Origin of the sequence: Rhizobium laguerreae (genome assembly GCF_002008165.1) — a bacterium.
Taxonomy (GTDB): Bacteria; Pseudomonadota; Alphaproteobacteria; order Rhizobiales; family Rhizobiaceae; genus Rhizobium; species Rhizobium laguerreae.
Genome location: NZ_MRDM01000002.1, coordinates 342,179 through 361,165, shown reverse-complemented (window position 1 = coordinate 361,165; position 18,987 = coordinate 342,179). Strand labels below are relative to the sequence as shown.

At 61.4% G+C, this 18,987-nt stretch carries 17 protein-coding genes; 11 read left to right on the top strand and 6 right to left on the bottom strand.

Annotated features, from left to right (window positions below):
- The first annotated feature begins 231 nt into the window (after positions 1-231).
- Entirely contained in the window at positions 232-1,605 is a 1,374-nt protein-coding gene (gene mgtE, locus BS630_RS02020; protein WP_077976083.1) for a magnesium transporter, read from the top strand.
- Positions 1,606-1,628: 23 nt separating this feature from the next.
- Here the strand turns inward: mgtE and BS630_RS02015 are convergent, their stop codons facing one another.
- The gene (locus tag BS630_RS02015) at positions 1,629-2,150 is read right to left on the bottom strand and encodes an Lrp/AsnC family transcriptional regulator (RefSeq protein WP_170268426.1); all 522 of its coding nucleotides are present in this window, start codon (positions 2,148-2,150) and stop codon (positions 1,629-1,631) included.
- 97 nt (positions 2,151-2,247) lie between these two features.
- Between BS630_RS02015 and BS630_RS02010 the strand changes: the two genes are divergently transcribed.
- Entirely contained in the window at positions 2,248-3,153 is a 906-nt protein-coding gene (locus BS630_RS02010; RefSeq protein WP_077976081.1) for a DMT family transporter, read from the top strand.
- Between the two features lie 86 nt (positions 3,154-3,239).
- On the opposite strand, the gene BS630_RS02005 is transcribed toward BS630_RS02010, so the two are convergent.
- Both BS630_RS02005 and BS630_RS02000 read right to left on the bottom strand, forming a co-directional pair.
- Positions 3,240-3,854, bottom strand: coding sequence for a L,D-transpeptidase (locus BS630_RS02005; protein WP_017959713.1), 615 nt, complete (start codon positions 3,852-3,854; stop codon positions 3,240-3,242).
- A gap of 135 nt (positions 3,855-3,989) precedes the next feature.
- Entirely contained in the window at positions 3,990-5,654 is a 1,665-nt protein-coding gene (locus tag BS630_RS02000) for an electron transfer flavoprotein-ubiquinone oxidoreductase (protein WP_077976080.1), read from the bottom strand.
- Between the two features lie 251 nt (positions 5,655-5,905).
- Here BS630_RS02000 and BS630_RS01995 point away from each other — a divergent pair, with 251 nt between their 5' ends.
- Entirely contained in the window at positions 5,906-6,694 is a 789-nt protein-coding gene (locus BS630_RS01995; protein ID WP_077976079.1) for an SDR family oxidoreductase, read from the top strand.
- A 9-nt stretch (positions 6,695-6,703) separates the two neighbouring features.
- On the opposite strand, the gene BS630_RS01990 is transcribed toward BS630_RS01995, so the two are convergent.
- Positions 6,704-7,582, bottom strand: coding sequence for a phosphotransferase family protein (locus BS630_RS01990; RefSeq protein ID WP_077976078.1), 879 nt, complete (start codon positions 7,580-7,582; stop codon positions 6,704-6,706).
- Between the two features lie 288 nt (positions 7,583-7,870).
- Here BS630_RS01990 and BS630_RS01985 point away from each other — a divergent pair, with 288 nt between their 5' ends.
- From BS630_RS01985 to BS630_RS37215, 6 genes are all read left to right on the top strand, one after another.
- Positions 7,871-9,178 carry an efflux RND transporter periplasmic adaptor subunit gene (locus BS630_RS01985; protein ID WP_077976077.1) on the top strand — a complete coding sequence of 436 codons (1,308 nt, stop codon included), beginning with the start codon at positions 7,871-7,873 and terminating at the stop codon, positions 9,176-9,178.
- Complete coding sequence (locus BS630_RS01980; RefSeq protein WP_077976076.1) at positions 9,175-12,291, top strand: efflux RND transporter permease subunit; 3,117 nt, start codon at positions 9,175-9,177, stop codon at positions 12,289-12,291. The genes BS630_RS01985 and BS630_RS01980 overlap by 4 nt, the downstream gene beginning before the upstream one ends.
- Positions 12,292-12,511: 220 nt before the next feature.
- Positions 12,512-13,804 carry an Hsp70 family protein gene (locus BS630_RS01975; protein WP_077976075.1) on the top strand — a complete coding sequence of 431 codons (1,293 nt, stop codon included), beginning with the start codon at positions 12,512-12,514 and terminating at the stop codon, positions 13,802-13,804.
- 69 nt (positions 13,805-13,873) lie between these two features.
- Positions 13,874-14,803 carry a uracil-DNA glycosylase gene (locus BS630_RS01970; protein ID WP_077976074.1) on the top strand — a complete coding sequence of 310 codons (930 nt, stop codon included), beginning with the start codon at positions 13,874-13,876 and terminating at the stop codon, positions 14,801-14,803.
- A gap of 131 nt (positions 14,804-14,934) precedes the next feature.
- On the top strand, positions 14,935-15,126 hold the full coding sequence (locus BS630_RS01965; RefSeq protein ID WP_003546802.1) for a hypothetical protein: 192 nt from the start codon (positions 14,935-14,937) through the stop codon (positions 15,124-15,126).
- 44 nt (positions 15,127-15,170) lie between these two features.
- Positions 15,171-15,329, top strand: coding sequence for a hypothetical protein (locus tag BS630_RS37215; protein WP_020049252.1), 159 nt, complete (start codon positions 15,171-15,173; stop codon positions 15,327-15,329).
- A 91-nt stretch (positions 15,330-15,420) separates the two neighbouring features.
- On the opposite strand, the gene BS630_RS01960 is transcribed toward BS630_RS37215, so the two are convergent.
- A complete protein-coding gene (locus tag BS630_RS01960) occupies positions 15,421-16,293 on the bottom strand; it encodes a hypothetical protein (RefSeq protein ID WP_077976073.1) in 873 nt (290 codons plus the stop codon).
- Positions 16,294-16,538: 245 nt separating this feature from the next.
- Entirely contained in the window at positions 16,539-17,477 is a 939-nt protein-coding gene (locus BS630_RS01955; RefSeq protein ID WP_077976072.1) for a DMT family transporter, read from the bottom strand.
- 65 nt (positions 17,478-17,542) lie between these two features.
- Here BS630_RS01955 and BS630_RS36975 point away from each other — a divergent pair, with 65 nt between their 5' ends.
- Together BS630_RS36975 and BS630_RS38385 are read left to right on the top strand one after the other, a co-directional pair.
- On the top strand, positions 17,543-17,734 hold the full coding sequence (locus tag BS630_RS36975) for a hypothetical protein (RefSeq protein ID WP_158081397.1): 192 nt from the start codon (positions 17,543-17,545) through the stop codon (positions 17,732-17,734).
- 89 nt (positions 17,735-17,823) lie between these two features.
- Positions 17,824-18,930, top strand: coding sequence for a methyl-accepting chemotaxis protein (locus BS630_RS38385; protein ID WP_077976071.1), 1,107 nt, complete (start codon positions 17,824-17,826; stop codon positions 18,928-18,930).
- Positions 18,931-18,987 lie beyond the last annotated feature (57 nt).

Sequence of the window (18,987 nt, the reverse complement as noted above, 5' to 3'; positions counted from 1 at the left end):
GCATTCTGGCGTTAAGCATTTACCCCGCTTGACTTTTTTCGCGTCCGGGACCACCTAGCATCCATGTGGATGACACTCGTCAGCCACGGATTTCAACGGAGCCATCATAACGATGCCAAGCGACAGTAGCAGTCGATTGCCTTTGCCGTACGCTGCCCTCGTGCGCTGACCGACTCCTGTCGGCTCGCCCGATCGGACGCTACGGCGGATCGACGGAAAGGCGAGCCTCAAATGAATATCAATCGCTTCCCTCTTCGGGCAGGCCATGCCGCCCGTGCCTTCATCAACAACAGCCGCGGCGCAACAATCGCCGAACGCGTCGAATCATTGAACGCGCTGAGCGTCCAGGACGCCGGACGTGTTCTATGCGGCATGCCGCTGGACTATGCGGTCAACATTCTCGACCGGCCGGAGCTTCGCAACTCCGCACAGATCCTTGCGCTGATCAGTGCCGAGGATGCCGCACGGCTGCTGCACGGCATGTCGAACGACCGCGTCGCCGACGTGCTGCTCGAACTCGACGGCGAGACCCGCGCCCGGCTGTTCTCCAGCCTCGACGAACCGGTGCGCATCGCGATCCAGCACCTGATGGGATATCCGCCGCGCACGGCCGGCGGCATCATGACGACGGAGTTCGTCAGCGTGCTTGACAGCTGGACCGTCGCCCGCACACTCGACCATGTGCGCCAGGTCGAACGCTCGCGCGAGACCGTCTACGCCATCTATGTGCTCGACGAGGTCAGCCATACGCTGCTGCATGTGGTGACGCTGCGTCGCCTCATCACCGGCGAGCCGGAGGCTTCGATCCTCTCGGTGGCACAGAAGGGCGTGCCGGTTTCGGCCGGTCCGCTGATGAAGCAGGAGGATGTCGCGCGGCTGATCCGCAAGCACGACCTGCTCGCCCTGCCCGTCACCGACGAACATGGGCAGATGCTCGGCATCGTCACCGTCGACGACGTGATCGACACGATGATCTCAGACACGACGGAAGCGGCCCAGAGGTTCGGCGGCATGGAGGCGCTCGGCCAGCCCTACATGAAGATCAGCTTTGCCGGCATGATCCGCAAGCGCGCCGGCTGGCTCGCTGCGCTCTTCCTCGGCGAGATGCTGACGGCAAGCGCCATGCAGCATTTCGAAGGCGAGCTGGAAAAGGCCGTGGTGCTGACGCTGTTCATCCCGCTGATCATGAGCTCGGGCGGCAACTCGGGTTCGCAGGCGACGTCGCTGATCATCCGGGCGCTGGCGCTCGGCGAGCTGAAGCTCTCGGACTGGTGGAAGGTGCTTTTGCGCGAACTGCCAACGGGCATCGTGCTCGGCGCGATCCTCGGCCTGGTCGGCTTCATCCGCATCGTCTTCTGGCAGTCGGCCGGGCTCTACGATTACGGCCCGCACTGGCAGATGGTCGCCGTCACGGTGTTTGCCGCCCTGATCGGGATCGTCACCTTCGGCTCGATCTGCGGCTCGATGCTGCCCTTCGTGCTGCAGAAGCTCAGGCTCGATCCGGCCAGCGCGTCAGCTCCTTTCGTCGCCACGCTGGTCGACGTCACCGGGCTCGTCATCTACTTCTCGGTGGCGCTGCTCATCCTCAGCGGGACGCTGCTCTAACCCGCAAACAAGCCCGAGGGGAATTATTTTCCCTCGGGCAGCTTCAACGGCCCGTGCGTCTTGATGCTGCGGATGGCGAAGTTCGAGCGGATGTCGCTGACATTCGGCAAGGTCAACAGCGTTTCGGTCAGAAGCTGTTCGTAGGCGGCAAGATCTTCCACCACCACCTCGGCGAGGAAATCGGCCGTACCCGAAATCAGGAAGCAGGAGACGATCTCGGGGATGGCGAGCAGCGCCTTCTGCTGCGCCTCGGAATTCTCGCGGCTGTGATGGACTACCTTGAATTCGACGAAGACGGTGAGGCCGAGACCAACCTCCTTGCGGTCGATATCCGCCCTGTAGCCGCGAATGATGCCGGACCGTTCGAGATTGCGGATGCGGCGCAGGCAGGGCGACGGCGAAAGGTTCACCTTCTCGGCGATTTCGACATTGGTGGCGCGCGCATCCTCCTGCAGGCACTTCAGGATGGCGATATCGAATTTATCGAGATTTGGCATTTCTGCGATCCCAGTTGGCACTAATTGGCAGAAGATTGCGCATAGCATCATTTAAGAGCCATAGATAGCAAGGACATGCCTCGGCCTCTGGCGCTAATCTTTTCTTCAACCGGACAAACTCCGGACGGAAGAAAGGATTGAGACGATGACCACCATTGCATTTACAAACGACAAGTCGCCGTCGCAGCTACTGGGTTATGCTGGCGGCACCATTACCGTGCTGATCTGGGCAACATGGTTTCTCGTCACCCGCCACAGCGCCGCAACGCCGCTCGACTCGATCGATATTGGGCTGATCCGCTTCGGAGTTCCGGCGCTGGTGCTTTCGCCTGTCTGGCTGAAGACGGGGCTGCTGCCGAAGGCCCTGCCGCTTCACCTGCTGGCGATCATGGCGTCCGGTTCCGGCGCCGTCTTCTTCCTGCTGACGACGCTGGCAATCCATTCGACGCCGGCCGCCTCTTCGGGGATTCTGCTTGGTGGCTCGATGCCGCTCGCCACGGCGCTGATCGGCATTGTGCTGTTTCGCGAAAGACCTGACGGCACCCGCATCGCAGGGCTTATCGCAATCGTTGCCGGCGTGCTGATCCTGCTCACGCGCAGCCTTGCAGACGCCTCGCTGCCATGGACAAGCTTCGTGCTGCTGCCGGCTGGCGCCGTTCTCTGGGCAAGCTATACGCATGCCTTCCGCCGCTCCGGTCTGACGGCCGTGCAGGCAAGCGCCCTGATCGCCGTCTGGTCTTTCCTGATCATGGGCGCGCTTGCCCTCGTCTTCGGCATCTCGCTGCCAGAGGCTACTCTCCCGGAGATCGGCCTGCAGGTGCTGAGCCAGGGCGTTCTTTCCGGCCTCGTCGCTATGGTCGCCTACGGCACCGCCGTCAGAACACTCGGCGGAACACAGGCTGCCGCCTTTACGGCGCTGACGCCGGTGCTGGCGACGCTTGGCGGCGGCTTGCTGCTTGGCGAAGCGATCGGCATGACGGAAATCAGCGCCGCCGTGATCACCGGCATCGGCGTGGCGCTTTCGACAGGTATCGCCACGCCACGCCGCTGAAATCCAACACCAACAGCAGATGGAAAAGCCGCCTGCAGCCATCGCTGCGGCGGCTTTTTTCATCGGCAATGCTATCTGCGTATTGCCTAAGCCTGGATAACGACAACCCTGGCGCCGACTTCGACTCGGCTATAGAGGTCGATCACGTCGTGGTTCATCATGCGGACACAGCCGCTCGACATGGCAAGACCAATCGATTGCGGCTGGTTGGTGCCATGAATGCGAAAATGCGTGTCGTTGCCACCGCGATAGAGATACATCGCCCGCGCACCGAGCGGGTTGTTCGGGCCGCCCGGCATGCCGCCGGCGAGCTTGCGATAGCGCTCTTCGCGGCGCTGCATGTTTTCGGTGGGCGTCCAGCTTGGCCACTCGGCCTTGCGGCCGATATAGGCGTTACCGGCAAAGGCCAGCCCCTCGCGGCCGACGCCGACGCCATAACGCATCGCCCTGCCGCCGCCGAGAACGTAATAGGCGCGGCGCGCCGGTGTATCGACGATCACGGTGCCGGCAGCATGCGTGGTTTCGTACGCCACTTCCTGGCGGCGGAGTTCCGGCTTGATCTTGTCGATCGGCACCTGCTTCAACGGGAATTTTTCGTCCGGAAGTGCGGCATAATTCGTCTGGCTGTTCAGACCGGTCGAAGAGCAGCCGGCCACGAAAAGCGGCAGAGCGATCAGAAAGCCCCGGCGGGAGATCGTCATGAATGTGTCCTTAGTGCGTCAACTTGATGTCGCAAGCTAAGGAAATTATGGTTAACGAACGGCTAACAGCCTCCGGCAGAAGGCGATCACGAAGGCGTCAGCACGCAAGAATTGTCGCGGTGGGGATAATCCGCATCACATATTCGGATAGACCGGCCCCTCGCCGCCCTGCGGCGGCACCCAGTTGATGTTCTGGTTGGGGTCCTTGATGTCGCAGGTCTTGCAGTGCACGCAGTTCTGGGCGTTGATGACGAAGACCTCTTCGCCGTCCCTTTCCACCCATTCATAGACGCCGGCCGGACAGTAACGTGTCGACGGACCGGCATAGATGTCGTGTTCCGAACGCTTCTGCAGCGCCATGTCCTTGACCTGCAGATGCACCGGCTGGTCTTCCTCGTGATTCGTGTTCGACAGGAACACCGAGGAGAGGCGATCGAAGGTCAAGACGCCATCGGGTTTGGGATAGGCGATCGGCTTGTGCTGCGACGCCGGCTCCAGGCTCTCAGCATCGGTCTTGCCATGCTTCAGCGTGCCGAAGACGGAGAAGCCGAACAGCTGGTTGGTCCACATGTCGAAGCCGCCGAGCGCCACGCCGAGTGCGGTGCCGAACTTCGACCATAGCGGCTTGACGTTGCGCACCCGCTTCAAATCCTTGCCGATGTCGCCCTTGCGCCATTCATTCTCGATCTCGGCCACCTCGTCATGGCTGCGGCCGGTCGCGATCGCGGCGACGATCTTCTCGGCGGCCAGCATGCCCGACAGCACCGCATTGTGGCTGCCCTTGATGCGCGGCACGTTGACGAGACCGGCCGAACAGCCGATTAGCGCCCCGCCGGGGAAGGAGAGTTTCGGCACCGACTGGTAGCCGCCCTCGGTGATGGCACGCGCCCCATAGGACAGCCGCTTGCCGCCCTCGAAGGTGGTGCGGATCGCCGGGTGCGTCTTGAAGCGCTGGAATTCCTCGAAGGGATAGAGATAGGGGTTCTTGTAATTGAGGTGAACGACGAAGCCGACGGCGACCAGATTGTCTTCCAGGTGATAGAGGAAGGAGCCGCCGCCGGTCTTCATGCCGAGCGGCCAGCCGAAGGAGTGCTGCACCAGGCCCGGCCTGTGGTTTTCCGGCTTTACCTGCCAGAGTTCCTTGAGGCCGATGCCGAATTTCTGCGGTTCGCGGTCTTTCGAAAGATCGAACTTGGCAATCAGCTGCTTGGCGAGCGAGCCGCGCACGCCCTCGCCGATCAGCACATATTTGCCGAGCAGTTCCATGCCGCGGGTATAGTTCGGGCCGGGCTCGCCATTCTTCTCGATGCCCATATCGCCGGTGGCGACCCCGATGACCGCACCCTGGTCATTGTAGAGCACTTCGGTGGCGGCAAAGCCGGGATAGATCTCGACGCCGAGTTCTTCGGCCTTGGTCGCCAGCCAGCGACAGACATTTCCGAGCGAGACGATGTAGTTGCCGTGATTGTTCATCAATGGCGGCATCAGCACATTCGGCAGGCGAACAGAGCCGGCGGGACCGAGCAGCAGGAAGTGATCGGCCGTGACCTTGGTCTTAAACGGGTGGTCGGCCCCGTCGCGCCAGCCGGGCAACAGCCGGTCGATGCCGATCGGGTCAACCACGGCACCAGAGAGGATATGCGCGCCAACTTCCGCGCCCTTCTCCAGCACGACGACGGAGAGTTCCGGATTGACCTGCTTCAACCGGATCGCCGCCGCAAGACCAGCCGGACCGGCGCCGACGATCACAACGTCGAATTCCATGCTCTCGCGTTCGGGCAGCTCAGTCGTCTCGGTCATTCGCTCGTCTCCGCTTGGCGGCACGCGGCCGTCATCCCGTCATGGCACTTTCTTGTCAAAACGAGAAAGCATTGTCGAGCCGGGATACGACAGCCAATCTTCCAATTCGCACAATGATGAGGCCTGGTGGGAAAGAATTACATAACGCTTACGTCAACGTCAATTATCAAACGCTGCCGAACCGGTTACATGCCCTTTCCTTTTCCGCCGCTTGCGCCTTATACATCGCTCAAAGCTATCGGAGGACAATCATGGATCTCGGCATCAGGGGCAAACGGGCACTCGTCCTCGCCTCCTCGCGCGGCCTTGGCCTCGGCATCGCCGTGGCGCTGGCGCGTGAGGGCGCAAACGTGCTGCTCTGCGGGCGCAGCGGCGAACAGCTGGAGGCCAATTGCAAGGCGATCAATGGCGAAGGCCAAGGCCGGGCCGACTGGATCTGGGCCGATCTCGGGGACGAACGCTTCGTCGAGATGACGACGACGGCGGTGAAGGAGAAGTTCGGCGGTCTCGATATCCTCGTCAACAATACCGGCGGGCCGACGCCCGGTACGACGGAGGAGATGACGGGCGAAAAGCTCGAAAGCTATTTCCTCTCCATGGTCGCCCGCGTGATCACGCTCACCAATGCGCTGCTGCCCGGCATGAAGGCGCAGGGCTGGGGGCGCATCCTGACGGTTGCCTCATCCGGCGTGATCGAACCGATCGCCAATCTGGCGCTGTCGAATACGCTGCGCCCGGCCCTTGCCGGCTGGAGCAAGACGCTTGCCTCCGAAGTGGCGGGCTTCGGCGTCACCACCAACCTGCTGTTGCCGGGCAGCATCCTGACGGCGCGGCTCGACGATCTCGACGGAGCTGCGGCAAAGCGAACCGGCAAGAGCCTCGAGGAAATCCGCACCGACAAGGAAGCGCGCATTCCGGTCGGCCGCTACGGCAGGGTCGAGGAATTCGCCGCAACGGCTGCCTTCCTGTGCAGCCAGCCGGCAAGCTACATCACCGGCTCGCTCATCCGCTGCGATGGCGGCGCGGCGCGATCCGTCTGACATTCTCTCTCAGCCGACGCGGGCCGCCGCCGCCCATGTCGCCACACTTTGGATCATCTGTTCGACGTTGGCCGGATCGTCCGCAAGTTCGGCGAGTTCGGACAGACGATGGAAACCGGTCAGGATCGTAATGCGGCGCCGGTCGAGCCGGCGTCCGGTCAGCGTTTCATAGGCCGATATGATGCGCGCGGTCAGATCGGGCGAAATGAAGTTCGAGTAGATGAATTCCTGGTGCAGCGGGCCAAAGCCGGAATCGGCGAAATCGTAGATGCCGTTCAGCCGCCTTTGCGCATGGTCGAAGGCCATGTTCCAGCCGTGACCGTCGAAGAAGCCGTAGATGTTGCCGTAGGGATCGGGCGGCAAGGCTTCGAAATCCGAAATAATGGCCTGCGCAAAACTACTGATGTCAGGCGGCAGCAGCGGCAAAGCCTTCGTTCGCACCGTCTCGGGAAATTGCCATGGTTGGATAGCCCCGGCACCCGCCGACCGTATGCGATCGGCATCGAGCACATGCAGCTCGGCGTAAAAACGCGCGAGATCTTCCGCGAGGCGCTGCCGATCGCTTTCGCCAAGGGCATCGTAATCTTCGGCAATGAGATGTTCGCCGTCGAGTTTGGCATGGCTGGAGAAGATCGGCGGCCCGTCGTGAATGCGCATGTCGGGAACCGCCATCGACAGCGACGGCCGAACAATATCGAGCAAGGCGGCTTCCTTCTGAAGCGCTCTTTCCGCGCCGAGATTACGGGGAAACTTGAAGATTAATGTGTCATCGACGTCGACGGCAAGCGAATCCCAGCCCTTCGCCGCCAGCTTGAAGACGGAGGCCGTGAGTTCAGGAAATAGGCTTACGATCAGAGAGCGAAATTCGCTGGCATCCAACTCAGTCATGACGACCTGCCTTCTCTCGTTTTTCCGTGTTTTTCCGCGCGATGGACGGCATACGGGTCGGCATCGTCATCTGTCGAACCGCCCTCGCCGCCGCCGTCGGACGGCATCGGACTACACTGGATCTATATTAGTATAATTTGAATATTACGGAATATTCATTACAAAATTTTAAGCCATTATAACCACTTAGTGATCGCACACCGGGAATTATGTCCTTTTTGCGCCGCAATATAAGCAGCTCAATCAGAGCATAAAGTTTGCAACCTTGCTCAAGACCGGTTCCCGCCCATGAAGAAATTTTGGATCACCGTCAGCGTTATCGCAATTGCCGCCATCGGCGTCTGGCAATTCGGGAATCTGGTCCCTTATGCCTCCCGCATTCCCTACCTCTCGCAGTTCATCAAGCAGCCGGCCGGCGGCAATGGCGGCGGGCAGCAGGCGCAAGCCGATCAAGGTCAGGCCACCAGTCAGGATGGCGGGCAACATCAGGGCGGCGGGCGCAGGCGCGGTGGCGGCGGCCCGACCGTCGTCAAGACCGTCGCAGCCGTGAAAACGACGCTGCCGATGGATGTGACGGCGACCGGCTGGGCCGATGCCGATGACAACACGACCATTGCCGCACAGGAACAGGGCTTGATCGTCAGAATCGATGCGCAGGATGGGGCGACCGTGAAAGCCGGCGACCTGATCGCCAAGCTGGACGACCGGACGGCCAAGGCAACCGTCGACAAGGACAATGCGATGATCGTGCGCGACAGGGCAACCCTTTCGGAAGCCGAGACCGCATTGACGCGCGCGCAGGATCTCTTCAACCAGAAGGCCGGCACCGAGCAGAGCCTCGACCAGGCGGTCGCCGCCCGCGATACCGCCGCAGCCACTGTTGACGCCGACAAGGCGTCGCTGGCCTCCGACCAAATCCTGCTCGAGCACACCGACATCCGTGCTCCCTTCGATGGCCGGCTTGGCGATATCGCCGTCAGCAAGGGCGCCTTCCTCAATGCCGGCTCGGCAATCGTCACCATTGCGAAATACGATCCGATCTATGTGAAATTCCACCTGCAGGAACGCTACCTGCGGGAGCTGAAGAGCGCTCTGGCAGGCGGTCCGGTCGAGGTCAGCACCGCTCCCAGTTCCACCAAGGGGCAAGTGCGAAAGGGCGAGATCAGCTTCTACGACAATACGGTCGATACCGCCTCGGGCACGATCCTCGCCAAGGCGAAATTCGAGAATTCCTCCGGCGCGCTCTGGCCCGGCCAGTCGGTCAACATCGTCGTGCATTTCAACAATGACGAACAGCAGGTGGTGGTGCCAACGGTCGCCGTCAGCCCCGGCCCGGAGGGTTTCTTCGCCTTCGTCGCCAAGGACGGCAAATCGCATCTGACGGCCGTCACCGTTGCCCGCGCAAATGGCGGCTTCACCGCCATCGCCTCGGGCCTTTCGGAAGGCGACCATGTCGTCGTCGAGGGCCAGGGCCAGCTCAGCGACCAGCAGGCGATCAAGGAGCAGTTCGACGATAAGGCGCTTGATGTCGCCTCCGCCGAAGAGCCTCGGCAACAGCAGCCCTCCGAGACAATCGCGGTGGGAGCTCAACAATGATCCCGAATTTCTGTATCCAGCGACCCGTCGCGACGACGCTGCTTGCGATCGGCGTCATTCTGGCCGGTCTTGCCGGTTATCAGCTCGTCGCCGTCGCAGCGCTACCGCAGGTCGATTTTCCCACCATCAACGTTTCGGCGCAGTTGAGCGGCGCCTCACCGCAGACGATGGCGACCTCGGTTTCGACGCCGCTGATCAAGCAGTTCGAGACCATTCCCGGGATCACCGAAATCAGCGCCTCCAGTTCGCTCGGCAGCACCAGCATCGTGCTGCAGTTCGACCTCAGTCGTAATATCGATGCGGCCGCAGCCGACGTGCAGGCGGCGATCTCGAATGCGACCCGGCAACTGCCCGACAATCTGACGACGCCGCCGAGTTATCGCAAGACGAACCCGGCCGATGCGCCTGTCATGCTGCTCTCGGTGCAGAGCAACACCATGCCGCGCAGCAAGCTTGACGACATCGCCGAGAACATCATCTCGCCGTCGCTTTCGACGCTTCCCGGCGTTGCCCAGGTCAGCGTCTACGGTGCGCAGACCTATGCCGTGCGCGTCGAGGTCGATCCCAACAAGCTTTTGACCCGCGGCATCGGCATCGATACCGTCAACAAGGCGCTTGCTGCCGCCAACAGCCAGCAGCCCGTGGGAACGCTGCAGAACAATTCGCAGAGCATGACCATCACGGCGAACACGCAGCGCACCAGCGCCGAACAATTCCGTTCGCTGGTCATTGCCAATCCGAACGGCGCGCCGATCCACCTCGGCGATATTGCCGATGTGCAGGACAGCGTCGAGAACCAGTATACCGGCAGCTGGTATGATGGCCAGCGTGGCATTATCCTCGCCATCCAGCGTCAACCCGATGCCAATACGGTGGATGTCGTCGATGCGATCAACGCCAAGCTGCCGCAGCTTCACGCCGAAATCCCGCCCTCGGTCAACACGGTCGTCATGAATGACGCCGCAAAACCGATTCGCGATGCCATCTCCGATGTCAAGTTCACGCTGCTGCTCACGATCGGCCTCGTCGTTCTCGTCATCTACCTGTTTACCGGCCATGCGACCGCAACGATCATTCCCGGGCTTGCCGTTCCGCTGTCGCTGATCTCGACTTTCGGCATGATGTATGTGCTCGGCTACAGTATCGACAACATCTCGCTGCTCGGGCTGACGCTCGCGGTGGGGCTCGTGGTGGACGACGCGATCGTCATGCTCGAGAACATTCTGCGCCATGTCGAGGACGGCATGCCCGCGCGGGAAGCGGCGATCAAGGGTGCGGGCGAAGTCAGCTACACCATCATTTCAATGTCGGTTTCGCTCATCGCGGTCTTCATCCCGATCCTGCTGATGGGCGGCGTTGTCGGCCGCGTGTTCAACGAATTCGGCATGGTGGTTGCGATTGCGATCATCTCCTCGGCAATCGTCTCGCTGACCGTGACGCCGATGCTCGCCTCGCGTCTGTCCAACCACCAGAGCCGCCCGCCGCTCATCATCCGCATCTTCGATGCCGGCTTCGAACGGACTCTCAACGGCTATGACAGGGCGGTCGGCTGGTGCCTTCGCCACCGCCCCACGATCCTCGGCGTTTTCCTCGCCTCGGTCGCGCTGACGATCTATTTCTTCATGACGCTGCCGACGAGCTTCTTCCCGCAGGAGGATATCGGCCGCCTGACGATCAGCACGCAGGCTCGCCAAGACATTTCCTATTCGGCCATGGAGGCGCTGCAGCAGCAGGCGGCAGCCGTCGTCAAGGCGAACCCGGCAGTCAACCATGTGATGTCGACGATCGGCGGCAACCCGAACAAACCGCAAAACAACGGCTCGATGTTCGTCGAACTCAGGGACAAGAAGGAACGTCCGCCGCTTGACCAGACGCTGCGTGAGCTGCGCGCGGAGATCAACAAGATCCCCGGATTGCAGGCCTTCGTGACGCCGAACCAGAGCCTGCGCTTCGGCGGTCGCCAGACGGCAAGCCAGTATCAGTTGGTGGTGCAGGCACTGAGTGCTGATCAAACCAACCTCTGGGCCGGCAAGATCCAGGCAGCGATGCGCAAGGACCGGCTGTTCACCGACGTGACCTCGGACGCCCAGAACAACGCGCTGCAGGCCAATATCGTCATCGATACGGAGCGGGCAGCCGCCTATGGGATCGACAACGACACACTGCGCACGACGCTGCAGGAATCCTTCAGCGGATATGCAGCGGCGGAAATCCAGTCTACCGGCGACAGCTACGACGTCATCGTCGAATATGACACGAGCAAGCCATGGGACGACCAGAAGCTCTCGGAAATCCGTGTCGCCTCGCCCAATGGCAGCCTGGTGCCGCTTTCAAACTTCGCGCATGTCGAGCGCACGGTCGGCCCTGTGACAATCAACCAGACGGGCCAGCTCGTCTCGACCACCGTTTCCTTCAACCTGCCGGAGGGCGTATCGCTCAGCAATGCCACGGCGGCAATCGACCAGATCAAGACGGAAATGAGCATGCCGGCCGACGTCTTCACCTCCTATGGCGGTACAGCTGAGATTTTCGAGCAGTCTCAGGGCAATACGCCATACCTCATCCTGGCGGCGGTGCTGACCATCTATGTCGTGCTCGGCGTGCTCTACGAGAGCTTCATCCACCCGCTCACCATTCTCTCCGGTTTGCCTGCGGCGGCATTCGGTGCGCTGCTGGCGCTAAAGATCATGGGCTTCGACCTGTCGATCATCGCCCTTATCGGCCTGCTGATGCTGATCGGCATCGTCAAGAAGAACGCGATCATGATGATCGACGTGGCGGTGGAGACCATGCGCACGACCGGCGAAAAGGCGACGGTGGCGATCCACGAGGCCTGCGTGCGACGCTTCCGGCCGATCATGATGACGACCTTCTGTGCCCTGCTCGGCGCCCTGCCGATCGCGCTCGGCACCGGCGCAAGCTCGGAACTGCGCCAGCCGCTAGGCATCGCCGTCGTCGGCGGCCTGATCGTCTCGCAGATGCTGACGCTCTTCATCACCCCGGTCATCTTCGTCGAGATGGACCGCTTCGGAAACTTCCTCGGCCGCCTGATCGGCCACAAGAAGGTCGAGGAGCCGCAGCTGGAAGAGGCAAGGGCAATGGCCGCCGAGTGATGACGGCCCTCTGAATTCGGCATTGCCGATTGACCCTTGCGGCGCACTTCTTCTTCTAACCGGGAGAAGAAGTGCGCCCGCGATCACATCAACTTCCGCTCCTCTTGAATGTGTCACGCCCCTGTGGCATCACCCGCCCTCCTGAATTCGGGGCGTCCTCACGTCCTTTTGCGGAGCGATGCTCCGTCTCCAATAACAATCGGCATGAAGAGGTGCGGGCATGGCTCAGGCGCTGGGTTTCGACTTCGGCACGACGAATACGGTTCTCGCCATGGCGGATGGCGGGGCGACGCGCTCGATGGCGTTCACGAGCACGGAGGGTACGGCAGACAGCATGCGCACGGCGCTTTCCTTCATGAAGGATGCCCAGCTCGGCGCTTCGGCGCTGAAGGTGGAAGCAGGCCATGCGGCGATCCGCCAATTCATCGACAATCCCGGCGAATGTCGCTTTCTGCAATCGATCAAGACCTTTGCGGCGAGTGCGCTGTTCCAGGGCACGCTAATTTTCGCCAAGCGGCATAATTTCGAGGATCTGATGGAGATCTTCGTGCGGCGGCTGCGCAACTATGCCGGCGACAACTGGCCTTCGGATGTCGGTCGCATCGTCACCGGCCGGCCGGTGCATTTTGCCGGCGCCAGCCCCGATCCGGCGCTGGCGACCGAGCGCTACAACGCGGCGCTGTCGCGCTTCGGCTTTCCCGAAATCCACTATGTCTACGAGCCGGTCGCCGCCGCCTTCTATTTCGCGCAGAACCTGAAGCAGGATGCCACCGTGCTGGTCGCCGATTTCGGCGGCGGTACCACCGACTATTCGCTGATCCGCTTCGAGACCGTCGCCGGCAAGCTGACGGCAACGCCTATCGGCCATTCAGGCGTCGGCGTCGCCGGCGACCATTTCGACTACAGGATGATCGACAACATCGTCGCGCCGCTGATCGGCAAGGGCAGCCACTTCAAAAGCTTCGACAAGATCCTCGAAGTGCCGTCCAACTACTATTCCAGCTTCGGCCGCTGGAACCAGCTGTCGATCTTCAAGACGACCCGCGAATTCGAGGATCTGAAGAAGCTGGTGCGCACCAGCCTGGAACCGGAAAAGCTCGAAATCTTCATCGACCTGATCGATCATGACGAGGGTTACCCGCTCTATCAGGCGGTGTCGGCGACGAAGATGGCGCTCTCGGCCGCAGAAGAGGCGCCTTTCGATTTCGCGCCGCTTGGCCGCAGTGGACATCGCAGCATCAAGCGCAGCGACTTCGAAGGCTGGATCGCCGATGATCTCGCTCGCATCGAAGGCGCGCTCGACGACGTGCTCGACAAGACCGAGACGAAACCATCGGAGATCGACAAGGTGTTCCTGACCGGCGGCACCTCCTTCGTGCCGGCGGTGCGCCGCATCTTTACCGAACGGTTCGAGCGCGACCGGATCGAAAGCGGCGGCGAGCTGTTGTCGATCGCCCATGGCCTGGCGCTGATCGGCGAACGCGACGACATCGCGCAATGGACTGTGCAATAGAGCCGGCAAGGGCGGGCAATCTGCCACCCGCCCTTTCAATGCCCCGGTCACTCCGCTAAGCTTGCCCTCATGATCTCCGCCAACGACCTTTCCCCAGCCGAGCTCGCAGCGCTTCTGCATTTCCATGCCGATGCCGGCGTGGAATGGTTGCTGGAGGAAGAGGCGATCGACCGCTTCGCCGAGTTCGAGGCAATGAAGGCCGCCCGCCGCCCGGCGACACAGGCGCAGCAGCAACGTCCCGTAGCTGGGGAAAGCCTCACACCTAAGGAACGATCTGTCCCCGGGGAACGCCAGACGCCGCCGCGTCCGGGCACGGCCTCGCTACGTTCGGCAGCGCCAGCCGAACGCGCAGCTTCCGGCCCGCAACCGGCGATCCCTGATGGCGAGGCGGTGCAGCAGGCACGGTTCGCTGCCGAAAGCGCGCGCTCGCTCAGTGAGCTCAAGACGGCGATCGAAGCCTTCAACGGCTGCAACCTCAAGCACAGTGCCCGCTCGACCATATTCGCGAGCGGCGATGCCGAAAGCGGCATCATGGTGATCGGCTCGGCGCCGGGCGCCGAAGACGATCGCGAAGGCGTGCCCTTCTCGGGAAAATCCGGCCAGCTGTTCGACAAGATGCTGGCGGCGATCGGGCTGAAGCGCTCAGCCATTCTGTTGACGCAGGTCATCCCCTGGCGACCACCTGGCAATCGTGCACCCTCGGCCGCGGAAATGGACATCTGCCGCCCCTTCATCGAGCGGCAGATCGCGCTTGCCGAACCGAAAGCGATCCTGCTGCTCGGCAATTTTTCGGCACGTTTCTTCTTCGGCGAAAACGATACGATTCACGGGTTGCGCGGCCGTTGGAAGGAGATTGCCGTTGCGGACTGTGTCATTCCTGCCATAGCCAGCCTGCATCCGCAGGATCTGTTAACCGCACCTGTAAACAAGCGGCTGGCCTGGAATGACCTGCTGGCTTTTCAGGCGAAGCTTAAGTCCCTATCTTTGCTTAGAAATTAGCCAAAGTTGAATAATTTATGAATCAATCTATGCGTTTTTCGCATGGCTGCATCCCGCCGTGACGCATTGCGGAATCTATGCTGCATCGCAATATCAGCTGTGTCTTGGGAGGAATCACAGGAACCAAGGCCATGAACAAGCGTTTTCGCCCTATCCATAGCGGGTTTGAAACCCTTCGCCTCGCCGGCGACCAGGTTCGTTCCACTCAAGGCTACAGCCGGTTCGGCTTTGCCACGAACGAACAGATGATTGCCCGCGGCACCGGCATCAACAGCCGTACGGCGCGCCCGAACGCCATTTTTTCGGACTTCCAGCAATATTGAGCGGCAGGCCCATCGCCTGCCCTTCGTATCAAGAGTACCCCAACATGTCGACGATCCTGATATCGCTTCTGCGCAACATCGAAACCTTCGAGCACATCCGCGTCGCGGTCTGCGCCGCGCGGGAATATGAGCGCGAGCTTTCGGTCAAGCCGGCCGATGCCAGCGCGCGCATTGGTGCAGGTGCTACAGCCATCGTTCTGTAGAACATTTCCGAGTCATGGAAATGCTCTATCTCTTTGGTTTCGCGCATTCCGGACGCAAAACCGCTGCGCACTTTTGCCGGAAATGCTCTGGTCAGATGGCCATTTCCTCGATCTGGGCCTTTGCCCATTCGAAGGCTTCGTCGACATAGGCGAACTTGACCGCCTGCCAGGCGCAATATTCCTCGACGAAATCCCGCGATATCCAAAGGTGCGTCTTGCGCGGCTCGTCCTGCCAGCCGACGCAGCCGCGTTGCGCCGCCTTTGCCAGCACCCGCTGCAGGTGCGTGCGCGACATCATGAAATCGGCAGCGAGCGCCCGGGTTTCGACGCGGCCGACGGAAAACCTGTCCGGTTCGCTGCTATCCATATCCATCCGGGCGATGAAGTTGTCGACGACGAGGCCGCCGGCTTCCGTCCAGAGGAACAGCGCCACCTGCTCCGGCGGTTCGCGCCAGGCGGCATCTTCGAGGCAATGGCGGGCAATGCGCGGCTGAACGAGCCGAATCAATGACGGGTTTTCCTGGAAAAAACCTGCCCTTCGACCGCCGTCGAGCAGGTCGAGCGCGCCGAGATTGCCGAGAATCCAGGCAAACATTCCCTGATGGCTGACGTCAGCCGGTTCGAAATGACGTGGCCGCCGCCGCTCGTCGCCGGGCGTGTGGGTTATGAAGCGGTAGGTATAGAGTTCTTCGATGAAAGCGAGCACGGTGTTGCGGCTCGCTACCTTGTGCGCGGTGATGCGCCCGGTCAGCCGAACGGCAGTGAAACCCGACGTCGGGTCGCGCGGATCATGTTCCAGGTGGAGGGCATAGGCAGTCTGGGTCAGAAGCCAGCGTTGATGGGAGGCGAGCAGTCGCGCCAGCCGCGGACCGGCATCGAACATGCCGCGCATCTGCCCAGCCAAAAAGCGAATGCTCATCAGAAAGGAAGGGTTCCCCACCAATTGCTCCGCTGTGAATGCCATTATGCTTTTCTCCACCCCCGCTCGCCGGCCAGCGTTCGGAGCAACGACACCGAGAGCTCCTCCGGCATCAGCGGCCATTCAGACATGCACAGCTTGGAATAAATGATACTCTCTCATGTTCAACAATCATATTCCACAGGCCAACGGTATCCCAAGAATTCACCATTCTTTTCACTCTTTGAGTGCAAGTTCCAAGCCACTGCAATCCCTGCGTTAAAACCTTGATGAACATACGCTTGTAGGCGTCAGGCTTGCGGCGTCGTGGCCTTGCGCGCCTCTCTCTGCTCGATGCCCAGCCGATGCTCGCGATAGATGATGAAGATGCCGGCGGCGACGACGATGACGGTGCCGATCAGCATGGTCACGCTCGGCACGTCACCGAAGACGAAGTAGGCGACAATGCCGCCGAGCAGGATCGAAGTATATTCGAACGGCGCGATGGTGGAGACGTCGGCATGGCGGTAACTTTCCGTCAGCAGGATCTGCGCGACGCCGCCGCAAAAACCGGCGGCGATCAGATAGAGCGCCGTCGGCCATGCCAGGATGAGCCAGCCGAAGGGAAGAGAAGCCAGCGAGAAGACCGAGGCGGTGATCGAGAAATAAAGCACGATCGTCGCCGTCTTCTCTTCCTCGACGAGGCGGCGCACCTGGATCATCGCCACGCCGCCGAGAACGGCCGAGAGCAGCACGCAGAGCGCACCGACGGCCTGTTCTGCTTCCATGCCGCCGTCGCGAAACAGCGTGAGTTTCGGCCAGGAAACGATGGCGACGCCGACGATACCGACCAGGACGGCGCTCCAGCGATAGATGCGCACGGTCTCGCCGAGAAAAACAGCAGCGAAGATGACGGCGACGAGCGGCAGCGCATAGCCAAGCGCGATCGCCTCCGGCAGCGGCAGATGCAGCAGGCCGTAGAAACCGAAAGCCATCGACAAGATGCCGATCGTACCGCGCTTCAGGTGACCGATTGGATTGGCGGTGTAGAAGGCGGCGCGCAACTGCCTGTTATAGGCCAGATAGGCCATGATCGGGAACAGCGCGAAGAACGACCTGCAGAAGGTGACCTGCCCCGGCGGGATGTCTGAGCCCGCCAGCTTGATGAAGGTCTGCATGGCCAGGAAGACCACGACCGACGAGACCTTCAGCGCAATGCCTCTCATCGGGTTTCTGAGAACCGAGTGCATGATCCTGGCTCTTGATACTGACTTAACCGGAACGGGGAGACGCGTTCGACTCGGGAACGCAGCAGGTGACGTCGCCCACCGCAGCGAAAGAAAAGCCCGATTGGCGAAAAAACCGCAAGCAATATGAGAGAATCACAGAATCGCCGTCAGCCGCGGGCTCAACCGTGCTGCATGCGCGTCACCGCGCTGAAATTTCCCTATTTGAGCCATTTACCCCCAAAATGTTCATCTCCCGGCGCTCGGCGTTAACCAATTGAAAACCATAGGCAAGCATCGTTTTTATCGCTGATCTCGAAATTTTCTTCACCGCACAAACAATTGCCCGCTCCTTTCAGGATCCCATTTGATGAAGCCGCTTAGCGCCGAAACCATTGCCCAGTCGCAGAATGCGACACCGCGCTCCATGCGCGTCGTCACCGACGGCATCAGCACCGACCTCGAGCGCTTCAGCGCCGACAACACCCATATCGTCAAGCAGATCAAGCTGCTGGCGATCAATGCGCTGATCGAGGCGGCCAGGGCCGGCGAGACCGGAAAGGGCTTTGCCGTCGTTGCCAACGAGGTGCAGCGGCTGGCGCAGATCGCAACCGACATTACCGGCAGGTTCGAGAGCAACGTGCTCGGCCGCATCGGCCTCAGCCGCGCCATGGCCGATTCGCTGGTCGAGGAGATGGAGGGCGTTCGCCTCACGGATCTGGCGCAGACACTGGTGCAGCTCATCGTCCGCAACCTCTTCGAGCGCACGGCCGATGTGCGCTGGTGGGCGACGGATCCAGCGCTCTGGCAGGCGCTGCAGAACCCGGCTCGTGAATCCGTCGCCTTTGCGGCGGAGCGTCTCGGCGCCATCAACCGCTTCTACACGGTCTATCTCGATCTCGTCATGACCGATCTCTCGGGCAAGGTGATCGCATCCGCCAATCCCAAGTTCCAGCGCAAGATCGCAGGCACGAGCCTGGCCGGCGATCCATGGTTCCGCGCGGCATCGGCCTGCTCCTCCGGCGACGCTTATATCGTCGACGATGTCAAAGCGAGCCCGCTCCACGACGCCAGGCATGCGCTCGTTTATGCCACAGGCATCCGCGAAGAAGGCAAGCTCGACGGGCGGCTGGTCGGCACGCTCGGCGTCTATTTCGACTGGCAGAACCAGGGCCAGGCGATCGTCGAGAAGGAGGCGAACCTGCCACCGCAGCTGGCGGAAAAAACGACGGTCATGCTGCTCGACGGCAAGAGCCGGGTCATCGCTACCACCAATCCCGCCTTGCTCTTTTCCCATTTTGCGCTCGCCAATCCGTCCGGCCAGGGGAAAGGCAGCTACTACGACAATAACGGCTCGATCGTCGCCTTCGCGCGCACCCTCGGCTACGAGGATTACGACGGGCTCGGCTGGTACGGCGTCGTCGTGCAGCAGACGGAAAACGACGCGACGATCAAGGCCGCCCTCAATCTTAAGTAGCACTCATCTTGCGCCGGTGGCGTTCATCCATGTCCAATAAGATATTTTGCCCGCGAA